Genomic DNA, 15,021 nt, shown 5'->3' with positions numbered 1-15,021 from the left:
ATGGCCCGGCGCCGGACAATCGGGGCAAACCATGGAGGAGACATGCGATGCATGCCAACGTCGGGCGCCGCCTGCTGCTGAAGTCCCTGCTGGCGCTGCCGGCCGCTGCCGCGCTGGGCAGGGCCGGTGCGGCCAGTCCCTATCCCAACCGCCCGATCCGGCTGGTGGTGCCCTACGCCGCCGGCGGCGGTCCGGATATCCAGACCCGCAAGCTGGCTGAGTTGCTGGCGCGAGAGCTTGGCCAGCCGGTGGTGGTCGAGAACAAGGTCGGTGCAGGCGGCATCCTGGCCGCGGAGTTTGTCGCGCAGCAGCCGGCGGATGGCTACACGCTGATGCTGGGTGCCTCGACCCATGTCACGCAGAAGCTGCTGCAGCCCGGCGCGAAGTTCGACCCGATGGCGTTCACCCACATCATCCGCGTCGGCGTCAGTCCGGCGGTGCTGGTGGTCAGCGCCGGCTCGCCGTACCGGAACGTGGCCGACCTGGTCGCCGCGGCGCGGCGCGCGCCGGGCACGCTGAACTACGCCTCGGGCGGGATCGGCTCGGCCGCGCATGTGTCGGGCGCGGCGTTTGCGTCGGCCACCGGCATCGACGTGGTGCATGTGCCGTACAAGGGCTCGGTCGAGATCGTGCCATCGCTGATAAAGGGCGACACGCAGTTCGGCTTCCCGGTGGCGGCGACGGCGATTCCGCAGATCGCCAGCGGCAAGGTGCGGGCCCTGGCGGTGACCTCGGCCAGCCGCGCCGCGGTGCTGCCGCAGGTGCCCACGCTGAATGAGGCGCTGGGCCGCAAGGATCTCGATCTCGACGCATGGAGCGGCATCTGGGCGCCGCCGCATCTGCCCGCGCCGATCGTGGCGCGGCTGCATGCCGCGGTGCTGCAGGCGCTGGGCGATCCCGGCCTGCGCCGGCGCTATGCCGAGATGGGCGCGGTGCTTGCGCCGACGCCCACGCCTGAAGCCTTCTCGCGGCTGGTGGCCGATGAGACCACCCGCATCCGCCAGGTTATCGACAAGAACCGCATCACCATCGAATAGGCTATCCCATGACCCTCACTCCACAACCGGACTTTGCCCCGCTGGCCGGCATCACCGTGCTGGATTTCTCGCACGTGATCGCCGGGCCGTTTGCCACCTTCCTGCTGGCGCAGTTGGGGGCGCGGATCACCAAGGTCGAGAGCGCCGGCGGTGGCGACGTGATGCGCCGCGCGGGCAAGGGGCATGCCGCCTTTGTCGCGCTCAATGCGGGCAAGTCGTCGCTGGCGCTCGACCTGTCGGATGAGGCAGGGCGCGAACACGCGCTGGAACTGGCCGGCCGCTGCGATGTCTTCGTCGACAACCTGCGGCCGGGCGTGCTCGAGCGCTTCGGGCTGGGCTACGAGGCGGTGCGCGCGCGCAATCCGCGCGTGGTCTATTGCAGCATCTCGGGCTTTGGCCGCGGCGCGGCGCAGTGGCATGGCCGGCCTGCCTACGACCACGTGGTGCAGGCCGCCACCGGCATGGCCTGGATGGCCGGCACCGAGGGCGATCCGCCGATGAAGACCGGCTTCCCGGTGATCGACTCGGCCACCGGCATGCTGGCCGCCTTTGCCATCCTGGCCGGCGTGCGCGAGAGCGAACGCACGGGGCGGGGCATGCTGCTCGATGTCTCGATGGCCACCGCCGGCCTGCAACTGATGTATCCGATGACGTGCGATGCCATGACCACCGGCGGCGTGCCGGCGCGGCAGGGCAACCAGGGCTATTCGGGCAGCCCGTCGGCCGATTTCTTCCGCACGCAGGATGGCTGGCTGGCGATCGGCGCGAATACGCCGAAGCAGTTGCTGGCGCTGCTTGACGCACTCGGGCTGGGCGGGCTTGCGCAAGATCCGGCCTTGTTCGAGACGCCGCTGGATGCGGGCGCCTTGCCTGCCTTCGTGCGCTCGCTCGATCCGGCCGCGCTCAAGCGGGCGATTGCGGGCGCAGTGGCGGCGGGCACCGCGGAGGATCTCGAATTGCGCCTCAGCGCGCTGGGGATCCCGGCGGCCCGCCTGCGCAATATCGCTGAGTTTGCGGGGGAGTCGATGGCTAATGGCAGCCTGCGGCCGGTGGCGCTGCAGGAAGGGGAGACCGAGGTGCTGTCGCCGGGGCTGGGCTTCCAGGTCTACCGCCCGGTATGACACCCGGCGGCGTATAGTTGCTGGCACGATGGCGCACGGCTGTGTGCCGCCATCGCTCCAACTCGCAACGTCAGGACGCCGCCACCTTGACCACCGATTTCTTCGCCCGCTTTGAAGCGGAATGCCTGCCGCGCATCGCCGCCGCGATTGGCCAGCATGACCGGCGCGTGCAACTCCACACCCTGCCCGCCGAAGCCCCCGGCTGGCCGCCGCGCCTGCGCGTAACCGGGGATGGCCCGCCGGACCTGCGGCGCCACCCTTATGCGCTGGATATCACGCTGGCGTGGGATGGACTGGAGGTGCAGCGCTTGTTCGCGGCCGGTGGCGAGGTGCGCTTTGCCGGTTACCTGGCGGCGCTGCCGGCAAAGCTGCGCGCCTGGCAGGAGCCGCGCGGGATCGATTTCCGCTCGCTGTCGCAGGCTGACCCGGCGATCCTGATCGGCGGACTGGATTTCGAGCGCTGAGCCGGGTGCACTGACTCAGCCAGCCACCCACAGCCGGCATATCGCGCTTTCCGTTTGCCCCGGCTCGATCCAGCGCAGCCCCTGACCGTGGTGGATCGCGTCGGGCAGGCCTACCCACGGTTCCACGCAATAGAAGTCGGAGGTTTCGTTTTCGGACCAGGTCGTCACGGCATGCCATGGCGCGCTGCCGGCAAGGTCGAGTTCGAACGTGACGCGGCGGTCCGGCATCGCCAGCGCGGCGGACGGGCTGTCGCGAAAGACGTGGAACGTGTCCTGCAGGCGTGCGTCGTCCAGCCAGTAAGTCGTCTCGCCCCGCTCTGCGGGCCCGGGGCTGCCATCGGGTAGCTGGCGCATGCGGTCCGTGCCCGGCAATGCCAGCGACGCGGCGCCACGTTGCGCGTGCGGCAGCGCGAAATAGAAATGGTGGCCGGGATAGCAGGGCAGGCGTTGCGCGCCGGTATTGATGGTGCGCAGCGTGACTTCGAGGCCGTCGGGCAGCAAGCGGTAGATGGCGTCGAAGACAAAGGCAAAGGGGTAGCCGGCCCGCGTTGCATCGCTGTCGCGCAGCGTCATCGTGATCGCGGCTTGCGCGTCGATGGCGCTGACGTCGAAGGGCAGGTCGCGCGCAAAGCCGTGCTGCGCCAGCGTGCGCATGGTCCCTTGTCCGTCGCGCCACTGGCCCGGATTGCCATTGGCAAAATGCCGGCCGATAAACGGAAACAGCAGCGGGTTGCCGCCGCGGACCTTGGCCGGGCGGGACCAGTCGGCAGCGTCCGGCCAGTAGAGGATGTCCTGTCCGCGGTGCACCCAGCGGACCAGCCGCCCGCCGTGTTGCGGGGCGAGCAGCAGGAACGTGTCGGCATCGCCGATCCGGACCAGCGGCTGGCCCTGGAAGTCTTGTGTCGGTAGCAATGGCATGTTGATCGTTGGTGCCGCGCCGTTCGCGTGCCGCCCGGCGCAGCTGCCATGATAAGCGAGGCCAGCGCGCTGGCGGCTGCCGGCTTAGCTGCTGGTGTAGATGGTGTTGCGCACCAGCGGGTACACCTGCGTCTCCCACCGCCTGCCGTTGAACACGCCATAGTGCCCGACCCCGGTCTGCACATGATGCATGCGCATGTAGGGGCGCAGGCTGGAGCACAGGTCCTGCGCCGCCACGGTCTGGCCGATGGCGCAGATATCGTCGCGTTCACCCTCCACGGTGAGCAGGGCGGTGCGGTGGATGGCGCGCGTGCGGACACGGCGTCCGCTCACGTCAAGCAGGCCCTGGGCCAGCAGGAAGCGCTGGAATACCAGGCTGACGGTTTCCAGGTAGAACTCCGCGGTCAGGTCCATGGTGGCGAAGTACTCGATGTAGAAGTCGCGGATGGCATCGGCCTTGTCGTGCTCGCCGCGCTCGCGCAGGGCGTAGAGCTCGCGCAGCGCCTGTTCGTGCCGCTCCGGGTTCATGCTCATGAAGGCCAGCAGCTGCACGTGGCCCGGGTAGACGCGCCGCATCGCGCCGGCAAAGCGCAGCGGCACCATGCCGATCAAGGTGCGCTCGAACCATTCGAGGGGTTGGCTCATGGCCAGCGCGTTGACCTTGGTCGGATTGACGCGCGCGTCGATGGGGCCGGCCATCAGCGTCAGGCTGGGCGGCTGGGCGGGATCCCCGTCCTCGGCCATGAGTGCCGCTGCCGCCAGCGCTGCCACGGCAGGCTGGCAAATCGCCACCAGATGCGTGCCGCCGCCCAGCGTCTGCAGGAAGCCGATCAGGTGCTGCACGAATTCATCGAAGCCGAAGCGCCCGGCCAGCAACGGAATGTCGCGGGGGTTGTGCCAGTCGGTGAGATAGACGTCATGGTCGGCCAGCATGGTCTGGACCGTGCCGCGCAGCAGCGTGGCGAAGTGGCCGGACATCGGCGCCACCAGCAGCACGCGCGGCTGGCCGACGATGCCATGGCGGCGGAAGTGCAGCAGCGAGCAGAACGGCGTGCGCGCGACGACTTCCTCGGTGACCGGCACCGGCTGACCGCCGACGGTTGCGTGGTCGATGCCGAAGGCCGGCCGGTGGTGCGTGAGCCGCACCAGTGCGATGAGCTCGCAGGCGGCACGCAGGCGGGGCACCGCGTCGAAACCACCGGACCTGGGATTTGCCGCCAGCGTCGCGGCAGCCAGCTCCGCCAGCGTGCAGGCCGGCAGTATCATGTCCGCGTAGATCTGGTAGGCGTGGTACAGCATGGCTCGGTCCCCGCTATTCTGGTTCTTGCGAGCCGCAATATGCATGCCATCAGTTTATGCCTGGCACGCGCCTTGCGCATTGTGCTGTGAGCGGGCGGACAATGCCGCGCAAGTAGCGAGGCATGCGCCTGGCGCATGGGCATGGCGCCGCTTCGCGGCGCGTTGCGCGCAGCGGCTTCAGACTGGTGCCTGCCGGATGCACTGCATAGGTGCGCGGCCATTAGCGGCAACAAGCAGTAAAGGAGGCGCGATGTCCAAGACCACACTCACCATCAGCAGCAAGACCTATTCCTCATGGTCGCTGCGCGGCTGGCTGCTGGCGCGCTTTGCCGGCCTGGAATTCGAAGAAGTGCTGGTGCCGCCGGACGACGCCGCGGCGCGTGCGGAAATCCTGCTGCTGTCCCCGTCGATCCTGGTGCCGTGCCTGCGCCACCACGGCGTAACGGTGTGGGACACGCTGGCAATCGCCGAATACCTGAATGAAATCCACCCCAAGGCTGGCCTGCTGCCGGAAGACCGCGCCGCGCGTGCCCACTGCCGTGCCATCTGCGGCGAGATGCATTCCGGGTTCGCCGCGATGCGTTCGGCGCTGCCGATGAACCTGAAGGGGCATTTCCCCGGGATGAAGGTGTGGTCGCGTGCGCAGGCGGACATCGATCGCGTCACGGCGATCTGGACCGAATGCCTGACGCGCTACGGCGGGCCATACCTGTTCGGCACGCGCACCATGGCCGACGCCATGTACGCGCCGGTGGTGACGCGCTTTGTCACCTATGGCGTGATGCTCGATCCCGTGCCGGTTGCCTACTGCAAGCAGATCCTGTCGATGCCGGAACTGCAGGAGTGGATCGCGGCGGCGCGCGAGGAACCCGACGAAATCAGCGAGCTGGATGTGGAGTTCTAGCGGCCGCCGCCGGCGCTGACGCTACGCCGTGGCCGATTCGGCTTGCCGCGCAGCCAGGAAGCGTGCGGCGTAGTCGAAGTACCAGTCGAGCGTGTCCGGGTTGGCCATCGCATCGCGGTTGGCGATGCCCTGCGGCGCATGGCCGAGCAGCAGCTTCTTGATCGGCACCTCCATCTTCTTGCCCGACAGCGTGCGCGGCACGCCGGGCGCCTGCACGATCTCGTTGGGCACGTGGCGCGAGGACAGCGCGTCGCGGATGCGCGCGCGCAGGGTATCGCGCAGCGCATCATCCAGCACCAGGCCTTCGCGCAGCACCACGAACAGCGGCATATAGGATTCGCGGCCCAGGTATTCCAGGTCGACCACCATGCTGTCGAGCACCTCCGGCAGGTCTTCCACCACGCGGTACAGCTCGCTGGTGCCCATGCGGATGCCGTGGCGGTTGATGGTGGCGTCCGAGCGCCCGTAGATCACAGCGCCGCCGCGCCTTGTGATCTTGATCCAGTCGCCATGCCGCCAGACGCCGGGATAGGTGTCGAAATAGCTGTCGCGATAGCGCTTGCCGTCGGTGTCGCCCCACAGGTAGAGCGGCATCGACGGCATCGGCTCGGTGCAGACCAGTTCGCCCACCGCGTCGAGCAGCGGCTGGCCGTGGTCGTCGAAGGCCTCCACCCTGGCGCCCAGGCAGCGGCACTGCATCTCGCCGGAATAGACCGGCAGCAGCGGGCAGCCGGCGACGAACGAGCCGGCAAAGTCGGTGCCGCCCGACATCGGCACCAGCCAGATGTCTTCGCGCACATGGCGGTAGATCCAGTCGTAGGCCTCGACCGGCAGCGGCGAGCCGGTCGAGCCGAGCCCGCGCAGGCGCGACACGTCGGCGATGCGCGCCGGCTCGATGCCCGCCTTCATGCAGTTGGTGAAGAAGGCCGCGCCGGCGCCGAACATGGTCACGCCGGCATCGTCGACGAAGCGCCACAGCACGCCGGCATCCGGAAAAGCCGGGTTGCCGTCATACAGTGCGATGGTGGTGCCCAGCAGCAGCCCGGCCACCTGCGCGTTCCACATGATCCAGCCGCTGCTGCTGTACCAGTGGAAGACATCGTCCGGGCCCAGGTTGTTATGGAAGGCCATCAGCTTGAGCTGCTCGATGACGATGCCGCCATGGCCATGCACGATCGGCTTGGGCATGCCGGTGGTGCCGGACGAATAGACGATCCACAGCGGGTGGTCGAACGGCACCGGCTCGATCGCCAGCGGCACGTCGTGCGCCAGCACCTCCTGCCAGGCATGGGTGCGCACGCCGGCGGGCGGCGCCGCATTGCTGCCGACCTGTGGAACGAGCACGAGATCGGTCAGCGAGGGGAGGGTGGCGACCAGGTCTGCCACCACCGGGGCGCGGTCGTAGACCTTGCCGCCATAGCGGTAGCCATCGACTGCTATCAGCACCTTGGGCTCGATCTGGCGGAAGCGGTCGATCACTGCCACCTGGCCCATGTCGGGCGCGCAGCCCGACCACACCGCGCCGAGGCTGGCGGTGGCGAGGAAGGCGACGATGGTGGCGGGGATATTGGGCAGGTAGCCGGCGACACGGTCGCCGCGCTGCACACCCATCTGGCGCAGCGCATGCGCCAGCGACGCGACCTGGGCTTCGAGGGTGTCCCAGCTCACTTCGGCCAGCGGCTGCGCTTCGCCGGCGTAACGGATCGCGGCGCGCTGGCGGGCGCTGCCAATGCCGGCATGGCGGAATACCTGCTGCACGTAGTTCAGCGTCGCGCCTTCGAACCAGCGTGCGCCCGGCATGGTGTGGCGGTCCAGCACCTGCGTGGCGGGCGTGTCGAAATGCACGTCGAAATACGCGCGCACGGCATCCCAGAAGGCTTCCAGCTCGGTGACCGACCACTGCCACAGGCTGTCGTAGTCGTCAAAGGCCAGGCTGCGCTCGGCGCGCAGCCAGCGCATGAAGGCGGCGATCTGGCTGCTGTCGCGGAACGCCGCGGACGGCGTCCACATCAGATTCCCTTCGGTCAGAGGGGCGGGGGTGCTCATGTCTCCTCCTCGGGCCCGTCTGTCGCGGGCATCGGATGGTGGCGATGGGTATGCCGGGCTCGTGTGGCGGCAGCCGGCATCAGCCTGCAATGATAACGGCCCTTAGATTCAGTTGCCGGCCGGACGCTCGAACAGGCTTTCCCACATGGTATCGACCTTCGCCTTGACCGCGGCATCCATGGAGATCGGCGTGCCCCATTCGCGCGTGGTCTCGCCCGGCCACTTGTCGGTCGCGTCGATGCCCATCTTGGAACCCAGGCCCGACACCGGCGAGGCGAAGTCCAGGTAATCGATCGGCGTGTTGTCGACCAGCACCGTGTCGCGGCTGGGGTCGACCCGTGTGGTGATGGCCCAGATCACTTCCTTCCAGTCGCGCACGTCGACATCGTCATCGACCACCACGATGAACTTCGTATACATGAACTGCCGCAGGAAGCTCCACACGCCGAACATCACGCGCTTGGCATGGCCGGCGTACTGCTTCTTCATGCGCACCAGCGCCATGCGGTAGCTGCAGCCCTCGGGCGGCAGGTAGAAGTCGGTGATCTCCGGGAACTGCTTCTGCAGCAGCGGCACGAACACCTCGTTCAGCGCCACGCCCAGCACCGCCGGCTCATCGGGCGGCTTGCCGGTGTAGGTGGAGTGGTAGATCGGGTCGCGCCGCATGGTGATGCGGTCGATGGTGAACACCGGGAACCAGTCCTGCTCGTTGTAATAGCCGGTGTGGTCGCCGAACGGGCCTTCCAGCGCATGCTGGTAGCCGGACGGGTGGTTCGGGTCGGGCTGGATATGGCCTTCGAGCACGATCTCGGCCGACGCGGGCACGCTCAGCTCGGACAGCGTCGGCGTGAGGCAGCCGGCCAGCGCGGTGCGGCTGCCGCGCAGCAGGCCGGCGAACTGGTACTCGGACAGCGTATCGGGCACCGGCGTCACCGCGCCCAGGATGGTGGCGGGGTCCGCGCCCAGCGCCACCGCGATCGGGAAGGGCTTGCCGGGATTGGCCAGCGCATGCTCGCGGAAATCCAGCGCGCCGCCGCGGTGCGCCAGCCAGCGCATGATGACCTGGTTGCGGCCGATCACCTGCTGGCGGTAGATGCCAAGGTTCTGGCGCTTCTTGTGCGGGCCCTTGGTCACCACCAGGCCCCAGGTGATCAGCGGCGCGGCGTCGCCGGGCCAGCAGGTCTGGATCGGCAGGCGCGCCAGGTCGACGTCGTTGCCTTCCCACACCACCTCCTGGCAGGCCGGGCTGCTGACGCGCTTTGGTGCCATATCCCACACAGATTTGGCCAGCGTGAACAGCTTGCCGGCCTCGCGAAGGCCGCGCGGCGGTTCCGGTTCCTTCAATGCTGACAAGACCCGGCCGATGTCGCGCAGGTCCTCCATCGATTCGGCGCCCATGCCAAGTGCGACTCTGTGTGTCGTGCCGAACAGATTGGCCAGTACGGGGACGCTATAGATACCTCCATCGGTGCTGGCTCCGGAAGGTTTCTCAAAAAGGACCGCGGGGCCTCCAGCGCGCAGCAGCCGGTCGCAGACTTCGGTCATTTCCAGGTTGGGCGCAACCGGCCGGGCGCTGCGCCGCAGCTCGCCCATGCCTTCGAGTTGGCCGATGAAATCGCGCAAGTCTTTGTATTGCATAGTGAATTCTGTTGTGGTGCGGGGCTGGGGGAAAGCCTCTGCAAGGCGGCGTCGAAGTCGGTGACGATACACATTCACCGGCGCCGCGGCAAAAAAATCATCAAAGCCAAGCCGCGCAAATTGTAAGTTTTTTGTCGCTGACAGCGTACTTTTCCGAGCGACCAGCCAAGGCCAGGCCTGCGTTTGCGGGCAATCGGGTGATCCGGTGGCGACATGGCAATCATTGTTACAAATAACTGTAAGTAGTAGAAACCGAAGTTATTATTCTTGACGGGATATAACACCGTTCCTACAATCCGGTCTTGCTCCATGGAGTGTTGCGTCGCAACATGGATTTTCCCCCTATGTCAAGGGGTGCACATAAAGAAAATGTGCCAGAAAGTCCCTCCAGCAAGGACCGATGTATGGACCCGAAGCAAGGCGGGCCGACCGGTCGCCTCCGGCGACTTGCCGGAGCGTAGTGAGTTTAGTCGTGGCAGGGTGCGCTCCCCCAGAGCGTAGCCTGTTTCCAGTTGGGCGCACGGGGAGCGCCTGCCAACAGATGCTTGGTCGTCACTGCTGGACGGCGCGGCATCCTTACTTGAGTACGTTGAGATCGGGCGCGTGCCGCAGTCGGGCGCGCGAAGCGGGCAACGGATGGAGGTAAGCATGAGCGGTTGGAAAACCCTTCATCTTCCCGGCATCGGGCGGGCCTTGCAGGTCCGTCTCCGACAGCCGGTACCCGGAGTGAGTCGGGCATTGCAGGTCCGTCTTGCGCATCCGGTCGCGGGCCGCGCGTTGCGCGGTGGCCGCACAACGCTGAAGTACGCGCTGAACAGCCTGGGCGTGGTCGCGGTCGTTTCGGCCGTGTCGCTGTCGCTGAGCCAGGAGTGGCGCACCACGCTGGCCGCGCTGCTGGCGGGTGACGAGGCACCCGCGGTGCTGGTTGGCGCCGCCATGCCGGCCGCGCCTGCCGTGGCCAGCACTGCCGTGCCGCCGCATTCGGCGGACGTCGCCGCGGCCAAGCTTGCCTTTGGCAAGGCCGGCCTGCCGACGGTGTCGGGCGTGGACGAATGGACCCTGGCGGCATCCGCCAAGGTGCCGTCGGTCGCGCACCTCGCCGCGCGGATCCCGGTCACGCGCGTGGCGCAAGACGCCCGCAGCACCGCCACGCTGGGCAGCGCGCGCGAGCAGGCGGCCGTCGCCGACTATATCGCCCGCAAGTACCGCGTGGCGGCGCAGGCCACCGCGCAGCTGGTGAAGGCGGCCTACCTGACCGGCCGCGAGGTCGGCATCGACCCGCTGCTGATCCTGGGCGTGATCGCGATCGAGTCCAGCTTCAACCCGTACGCCGAAAGCGGCGTGGGCGCGCAGGGCCTGATGCAGGTCATGACCAAGGTCCACCAGGACAAGTACGAGGCCGTCGGCGGCGTTGCCGCGGCACTGAACCCGTATGCCAATATCAAGATCGGCGCGCTGGTGCTCAAGGACTGCATCGCCCGCGCCGGCTCGATCGAAGGCGGCCTGAAGTACTACGTCGGTGCCACCACGGCTACCGATGGCGGCTACGGCGCCAAGGTGCTGGCCGAGCGTGCCCGCCTGCGCCAGCTGCTGGGCGTGCGCAACGCGCCCGCCAACGCCGACAAGCCGGTCGAGGTCAAGGCCCCGGCCGAGCAGCTGGCCCCGACCGAGAAACTGGAAGCGAACAACGGTCCGCACAACGCCTGAGCGTGCAACGGTACCGCCAATCAGAAAAGCACCCCGCGGGGTGCTTTTCTTTTGCCTGCTTCAGCCGCGGCAGAGGCCGGTCAGCGGAACAGCTTGCCGAGGCGCGCCATCGCCTCCTCGATATTCTCGCGCGAGGTCGCGTACGAGATCCGGATGTAGTCCTTCGCCGTATGCGGGCCGAAATCCTGCCCCGGCACCATGACCACGCCCGCATCGTGCAGCATCGCCTGCGTCAGCCGGTCGGCATCGCCGGCGGCGGGGTGGTTGACGCCGCGGCAGTCGGCGTAGACATAGAAGGCGCCGTCGGGGCGCACCGGCACGCGCAGGCCAAGGGACTCCAGTGCCGGCACGATCAGGTCGCGGCGGCGGCGGAACTCGGCCTTGCGCTCGTCGTAGATCGCCAGGGCCTCGGGGGTGAAGCAGGCCAGCGCGGCGTACTGCGCCACGGCCGACGCGCAGATGAACAGGTTCTGCGCGACCTTCTCGAAGGCTTCCACCAGCGCCTCCGGCACCACCAGCCAGCCCAGGCGCCAGCCCGTCATGTTGAAGTACTTGGAGAAGCTGTTCACCGTGACCACGTTCTCGTCCAGGCTCAGTGCCGAGACCGGCGGCGCGTCATAGGACAGGCCCTGGTAGATCTCGTCGAGGATGGCAAAGCCGTTGCGCGCGCGCACGGCCTGCAGGATGCGGGCGAGCTCGTCGGGCAGGATCGAGGTGCCGGTGGGGTTGGAAGGCGATGCCAGCAGCACGCCGCAGGTCTGCTCGCCCCAGTTGGCCTCGACCTGCGCGGCGGTCAGCTGGAAGCGCTCGGCCGGGCCGCTCGGGATCATGCGCGCGGCGCCGTCGAAGGCGGCGACGAAGTGCCGGTTGCAGGGGTAGCTGGGGTCGGGCATCAGCACCTCGGCGCCGATCTCGACCAGCACCGCGCACGCCAGCAGCAGCGCGCCCGAGGCGCCGGCCGTGACGATCACGCGCCGGGCCGGGATATCCAGCCCGTAGGCCGTCTTGTAATAGCCCGCGATGGCCTCGCGCAGCGGATGGATGCCGAGCGCACCGGTGTACTGGGTCACGCCGCGGCGCATGGCGGCTTCGGCCGCGCGCACCACCGGCTCGGCGGCGGTAAAGTCCGGCTCGCCGATACCCATGTGCACGATATGGCGGCCGGCGCGTTCCAGCGCGGCGGCCTGCTTGGCCAGTTCCATCACGTGGAAGGCTTCGATATTGGCGAGGCGGGAGGCGGTGGCCAGGTGCTGCATGTCCATGGTGGTCCGGGACGGGCCCGGGGCCCGTTCAGCAAGAGGATAGGTAGGAATGAAAACACCCGCCGGGGCGGGTGTCGTCTTCATCACTGCCGGCGCAAGCCAGCCGTGATGGCGTGGGCCGGCCCGCGGGCGGCTCAGCTGGCAACTCAGCTGGCAACTCAGCGGCGCGCCGCGACCTCGGCCGCGCGCACCTGGGCGGCAAGCTTGTCCAGTACGCCGTTGACGTACTTGTAGCCCTCGACGCCGCCAAAGGTCTTGGTCAGCTCGACGGCTTCGTTGATCACGACCTTGTACGGGATGTCGAGGCAGTGCACCAGCTCATAGCTGCCGACCAGCAGGGCGGCGCGCTCGACCGGCGACAGTTCTTCGACCTTGCGGTCCAGGAACGGCTCGAAGGCGGCGGTCAGGCGGGCTTCCTCGCGTACGGCGCCGTTGAGGAGCGCGTCGAAGTGCTCGCGGTCGGCCTTGTTGAAACCTTGCGCATCATGCAGGTGAGCCTGGATCGCCCCGATGTCATTACGGTTCAGCAGCCACTGATACAGCCCTTGCAGAGCCAGCTCGCGCGAGCGGCGGCGCGCGCTCTTGGGCGGTGCCTTCGCCTCGGTGCGGGCCGCGGCGGGCTTGCCGCCGGCTGTCTTGCCGCCGTCGTTGTCGGGGGTGTTCGACGTATCACTCATCGTCGTCCTCGTCTTCATCTTCCTGGCCGCGCAGCGAATCGAGCGCGGCGACCAGGTTGGCCATCTCCACCGCGGCGCGGGCGCAGTCGCGGCCCTTCTCGCGCGTGCGGGCGTGGGCCTGCTCGTCAGTATCCACGGTCAGGATGCCATTGGCGATCGGCACATTGAAGTCCAGGCCGACGCGGGTGATGCCGGCGCCCGACTCGTTCGAGACCAGCTCGAAGTGGTAGGTCTCGCCGCGCACCACGGCGCCCAGGGCGACCAGGGCGTCGAACTGGCCGCTCTCGCACATCTTCTGCAGCGCCAGCGGGATTTCCAGCGCGCCGGGGACGGTCACCACCAGGGTGTCTTCGCCCTCGACGCCGAGCTTTTCCAGCTCGGCCACGCAGGCTTCGAGCAGTTCGGCGCAGACCGGCTCGTTGAAGCGGGCCTGCACGATGCCGATACGCAGGCCTTCACCGTCGAGGTTGCTGGGGTAGAAGCCGTGATCCATTGTTCAGTTCTCCAGTTTTCGGGGCGGCAACGGCGCTGGTGCGCGCTGCCGGGGTGTCCGGGTGGCGCAGGCTCAGTCGGCCTGGCCGTTCATGGGTTGGTAGCCGGTGACCTCGAGGTCGAAGCCGGTCATGCTGGGCATGCGCTGCGGCGACGCCAGCACGCGCATCCTGCCCACGCCAACATCCTTCAGGATCTGCGCGCCCATGCCGTAGGTGCGCAGGTCCGGCTTGCGGCGCGGGCGCGACTGCGGCGCGTCCAGCGCGCTGAACTGCGTGAACAGCTGGTCGGCCGAGTCGCCGCAGTTAAGCAGCACGATCACGCCGCTGTCGGCCTCGGCGATGGCTTTCATTGCCGCCGGAATGCTCCAGGAATGCGTGGTGCACTTCACTTCCAGCAGGTCCAGCACCGAGAAGGGCTCGTGCACGCGCACCAGCGTTTCCTGGTCCGGCGCGGGCGAACCCTTGACCAGCGCCAGGTGCGCCTGGCCGGTGGGCTTGTCGCGGTAGGCGATGCTGTGGAAGGTGCCGTAGGGCGTCTGCATGGCGCGCTCGCCCACACGCTCGATAATGCTCTCGGTGCGGCTGCGGTAGTGGATCAGGTCGGCAATGGTGCCGATCTTCAGGTCATGTTCCTGCGCGAACTCGATCAGGTCCGGCAGGCGCGCCATGGTGCCGTCGTCCTTCATGATCTCGCAGATCACGGCCGCCGGCGTCAGGCCTGCCAGCGCGCCCAGGTCGCAGCCGGCCTCGGTATGGCCGGCGCGGATCAGCACGCCGCCGGGCTGGGCCGTCAGCGGGAAGATATGGCCGGGCTGGACCAGGTCGGCCGGCCTGGCGTCGCGGGCGACGGCGGCCTGCACGGTGCGGGCGCGGTCGGCGGCGGAAATGCCGGTGGTCACGCCCTCGGCAGCCTCGATCGACACGGTGAAGTTGGTGCCGTGCTGGGTGCCGTTGCGGCTGACCATCGGGTGCAGGTCCAGCTGGCGGCAGCGCTCGGCGGTCAGGGTCAGGCAGATCAGCCCGCGGCCGTGCTTGGCCATGAAGTTGATCGCTTCCGGTGTGACGAAATCGGCAGCCAGCACCAGATCGCCTTCATTCTCGCGGTCTTCCTCATCGACGAGGATGACCATGCGGCCGGCGCGGATGTCGGCAATGATGTCTTCGGTACGGGCGATTTTCATGGCGTGCTGAACGGCAAATTGGGGCGAATCGAGCGAAAAACCGGCGAATAGCTGGGGCAGGAAACATGGCCGCGGTTGAAAGCGGCCGGACTGAGGCGGGGCGTCGGGCCGGGCCGGCCAGGCCATATACGCCCGGCAGGTTGCCCAGTCAAGCCGGGTATTGTACGCCAAGGCAGGCAAGGCGTGAGGCGACGGCGCCGGAAAGTGCGGCGCCTGCCTGAAGCGGGTAAGGAGCGCGGTGCTGCATGGGCCGCCCCGTTGCCGGCAGGGTGC

The 15,021-nt window shown here is 68.1% G+C and carries 14 protein-coding genes; 5 read left to right on the top strand and 9 right to left on the bottom strand.

Going from position 1 to position 15,021, the window contains the following annotated elements:
* Nucleotides 1-47 precede the first annotated feature (47 nt).
* The 3 genes from AC3WQZ_RS14545 to AC3WQZ_RS14535 all read left to right on the top strand — a co-directional run bounded on the left by AC3WQZ_RS14545 (nt 48) and on the right by AC3WQZ_RS14535 (nt 2,622).
* The gene (locus AC3WQZ_RS14545) at nt 48-1,037 is read left to right on the top strand and encodes a tripartite tricarboxylate transporter substrate binding protein (RefSeq protein WP_011615869.1); all 990 of its coding nucleotides are present in this window, start codon (nt 48-50) and stop codon (nt 1,035-1,037) included.
* Between the two features lie 8 nt (nt 1,038-1,045).
* Nucleotides 1,046-2,158: a CoA transferase gene (locus AC3WQZ_RS14540; protein WP_454751184.1), complete on the top strand. Its 1,113-nt coding sequence runs from the start codon at nt 1,046-1,048 to the stop codon at nt 2,156-2,158.
* Nucleotides 2,159-2,244: 86 nt separating this feature from the next.
* Nucleotides 2,245-2,622: a DUF5594 family protein gene (locus AC3WQZ_RS14535; RefSeq protein ID WP_492300775.1), complete on the top strand. Its 378-nt coding sequence runs from the start codon at nt 2,245-2,247 to the stop codon at nt 2,620-2,622.
* 15 nt (nt 2,623-2,637) lie between these two features.
* Here AC3WQZ_RS14535 and AC3WQZ_RS14530 read toward each other — a convergent pair whose 3' ends face one another.
* On the bottom strand, nt 2,638-3,540 hold the full coding sequence (locus tag AC3WQZ_RS14530) for an aldose epimerase family protein (protein ID WP_492300774.1): 903 nt from the start codon (nt 3,538-3,540) through the stop codon (nt 2,638-2,640).
* A gap of 84 nt (nt 3,541-3,624) precedes the next feature.
* Nucleotides 3,625-4,839, bottom strand: coding sequence for a polyhydroxyalkanoate depolymerase (locus AC3WQZ_RS14525; protein ID WP_010813770.1), 1,215 nt, complete (start codon nt 4,837-4,839; stop codon nt 3,625-3,627).
* A gap of 250 nt (nt 4,840-5,089) precedes the next feature.
* On the opposite strand from AC3WQZ_RS14525, the gene AC3WQZ_RS14520 reads away from it, so the two are divergent.
* Nucleotides 5,090-5,743, top strand: a complete 654-nt coding sequence (locus AC3WQZ_RS14520; protein WP_010813769.1) for a glutathione S-transferase family protein — start codon at nt 5,090-5,092, stop codon at nt 5,741-5,743.
* A gap of 21 nt (nt 5,744-5,764) precedes the next feature.
* On the opposite strand, the gene AC3WQZ_RS14515 is transcribed toward AC3WQZ_RS14520, so the two are convergent.
* The 3 genes from AC3WQZ_RS14515 to AC3WQZ_RS14505 all read right to left on the bottom strand — a co-directional run bounded on the left by AC3WQZ_RS14515 (nt 5,765) and on the right by AC3WQZ_RS14505 (nt 9,738).
* Complete coding sequence (locus tag AC3WQZ_RS14515; RefSeq protein WP_492300773.1) at nt 5,765-7,789, bottom strand: acetoacetate--CoA ligase; 2,025 nt, start codon at nt 7,787-7,789, stop codon at nt 5,765-5,767.
* A gap of 108 nt (nt 7,790-7,897) precedes the next feature.
* Entirely contained in the window at nt 7,898-9,427 is a 1,530-nt protein-coding gene (ubiD, locus tag AC3WQZ_RS14510) for a 4-hydroxy-3-polyprenylbenzoate decarboxylase (protein WP_010813767.1), read from the bottom strand.
* A 74-nt stretch (nt 9,428-9,501) separates the two neighbouring features.
* Nucleotides 9,502-9,738, bottom strand: a complete 237-nt coding sequence (locus AC3WQZ_RS14505; RefSeq protein WP_143010644.1) for a hypothetical protein — start codon at nt 9,736-9,738, stop codon at nt 9,502-9,504.
* Between the two features lie 337 nt (nt 9,739-10,075).
* Between AC3WQZ_RS14505 and AC3WQZ_RS14500 the strand changes: the two genes are divergently transcribed.
* Entirely contained in the window at nt 10,076-11,134 is a 1,059-nt protein-coding gene (locus AC3WQZ_RS14500) for a lytic transglycosylase domain-containing protein (protein ID WP_011615864.1), read from the top strand.
* A gap of 80 nt (nt 11,135-11,214) precedes the next feature.
* Here AC3WQZ_RS14500 and AC3WQZ_RS14495 read toward each other — a convergent pair whose 3' ends face one another.
* From AC3WQZ_RS14495 to ribBA, 4 genes are all read right to left on the bottom strand, one after another.
* Entirely contained in the window at nt 11,215-12,396 is a 1,182-nt protein-coding gene (locus tag AC3WQZ_RS14495) for a pyridoxal phosphate-dependent aminotransferase (RefSeq protein WP_492300771.1), read from the bottom strand.
* A 158-nt stretch (nt 12,397-12,554) separates the two neighbouring features.
* Nucleotides 12,555-13,073, bottom strand: coding sequence for a transcription antitermination factor NusB (nusB, locus tag AC3WQZ_RS14490; RefSeq protein WP_010813764.1), 519 nt, complete (start codon nt 13,071-13,073; stop codon nt 12,555-12,557).
* A complete protein-coding gene (gene ribH / locus AC3WQZ_RS14485; RefSeq protein WP_010813763.1) occupies nt 13,066-13,566 on the bottom strand; it encodes a 6,7-dimethyl-8-ribityllumazine synthase in 501 nt (166 codons plus the stop codon). Before ribH ends, nusB begins: the two co-directional genes overlap by 8 nt.
* Before the next feature lie 72 nt (nt 13,567-13,638).
* Complete coding sequence (ribBA, locus tag AC3WQZ_RS14480; protein WP_010813762.1) at nt 13,639-14,748, bottom strand: bifunctional 3,4-dihydroxy-2-butanone-4-phosphate synthase/GTP cyclohydrolase II; 1,110 nt, start codon at nt 14,746-14,748, stop codon at nt 13,639-13,641.
* Nucleotides 14,749-15,021 lie beyond the last annotated feature (273 nt).

The organism is Cupriavidus sp. FW305-26, from assembly GCF_058787975.1.
This window is presented reverse-complemented; position numbering and strand designations above follow the sequence as displayed.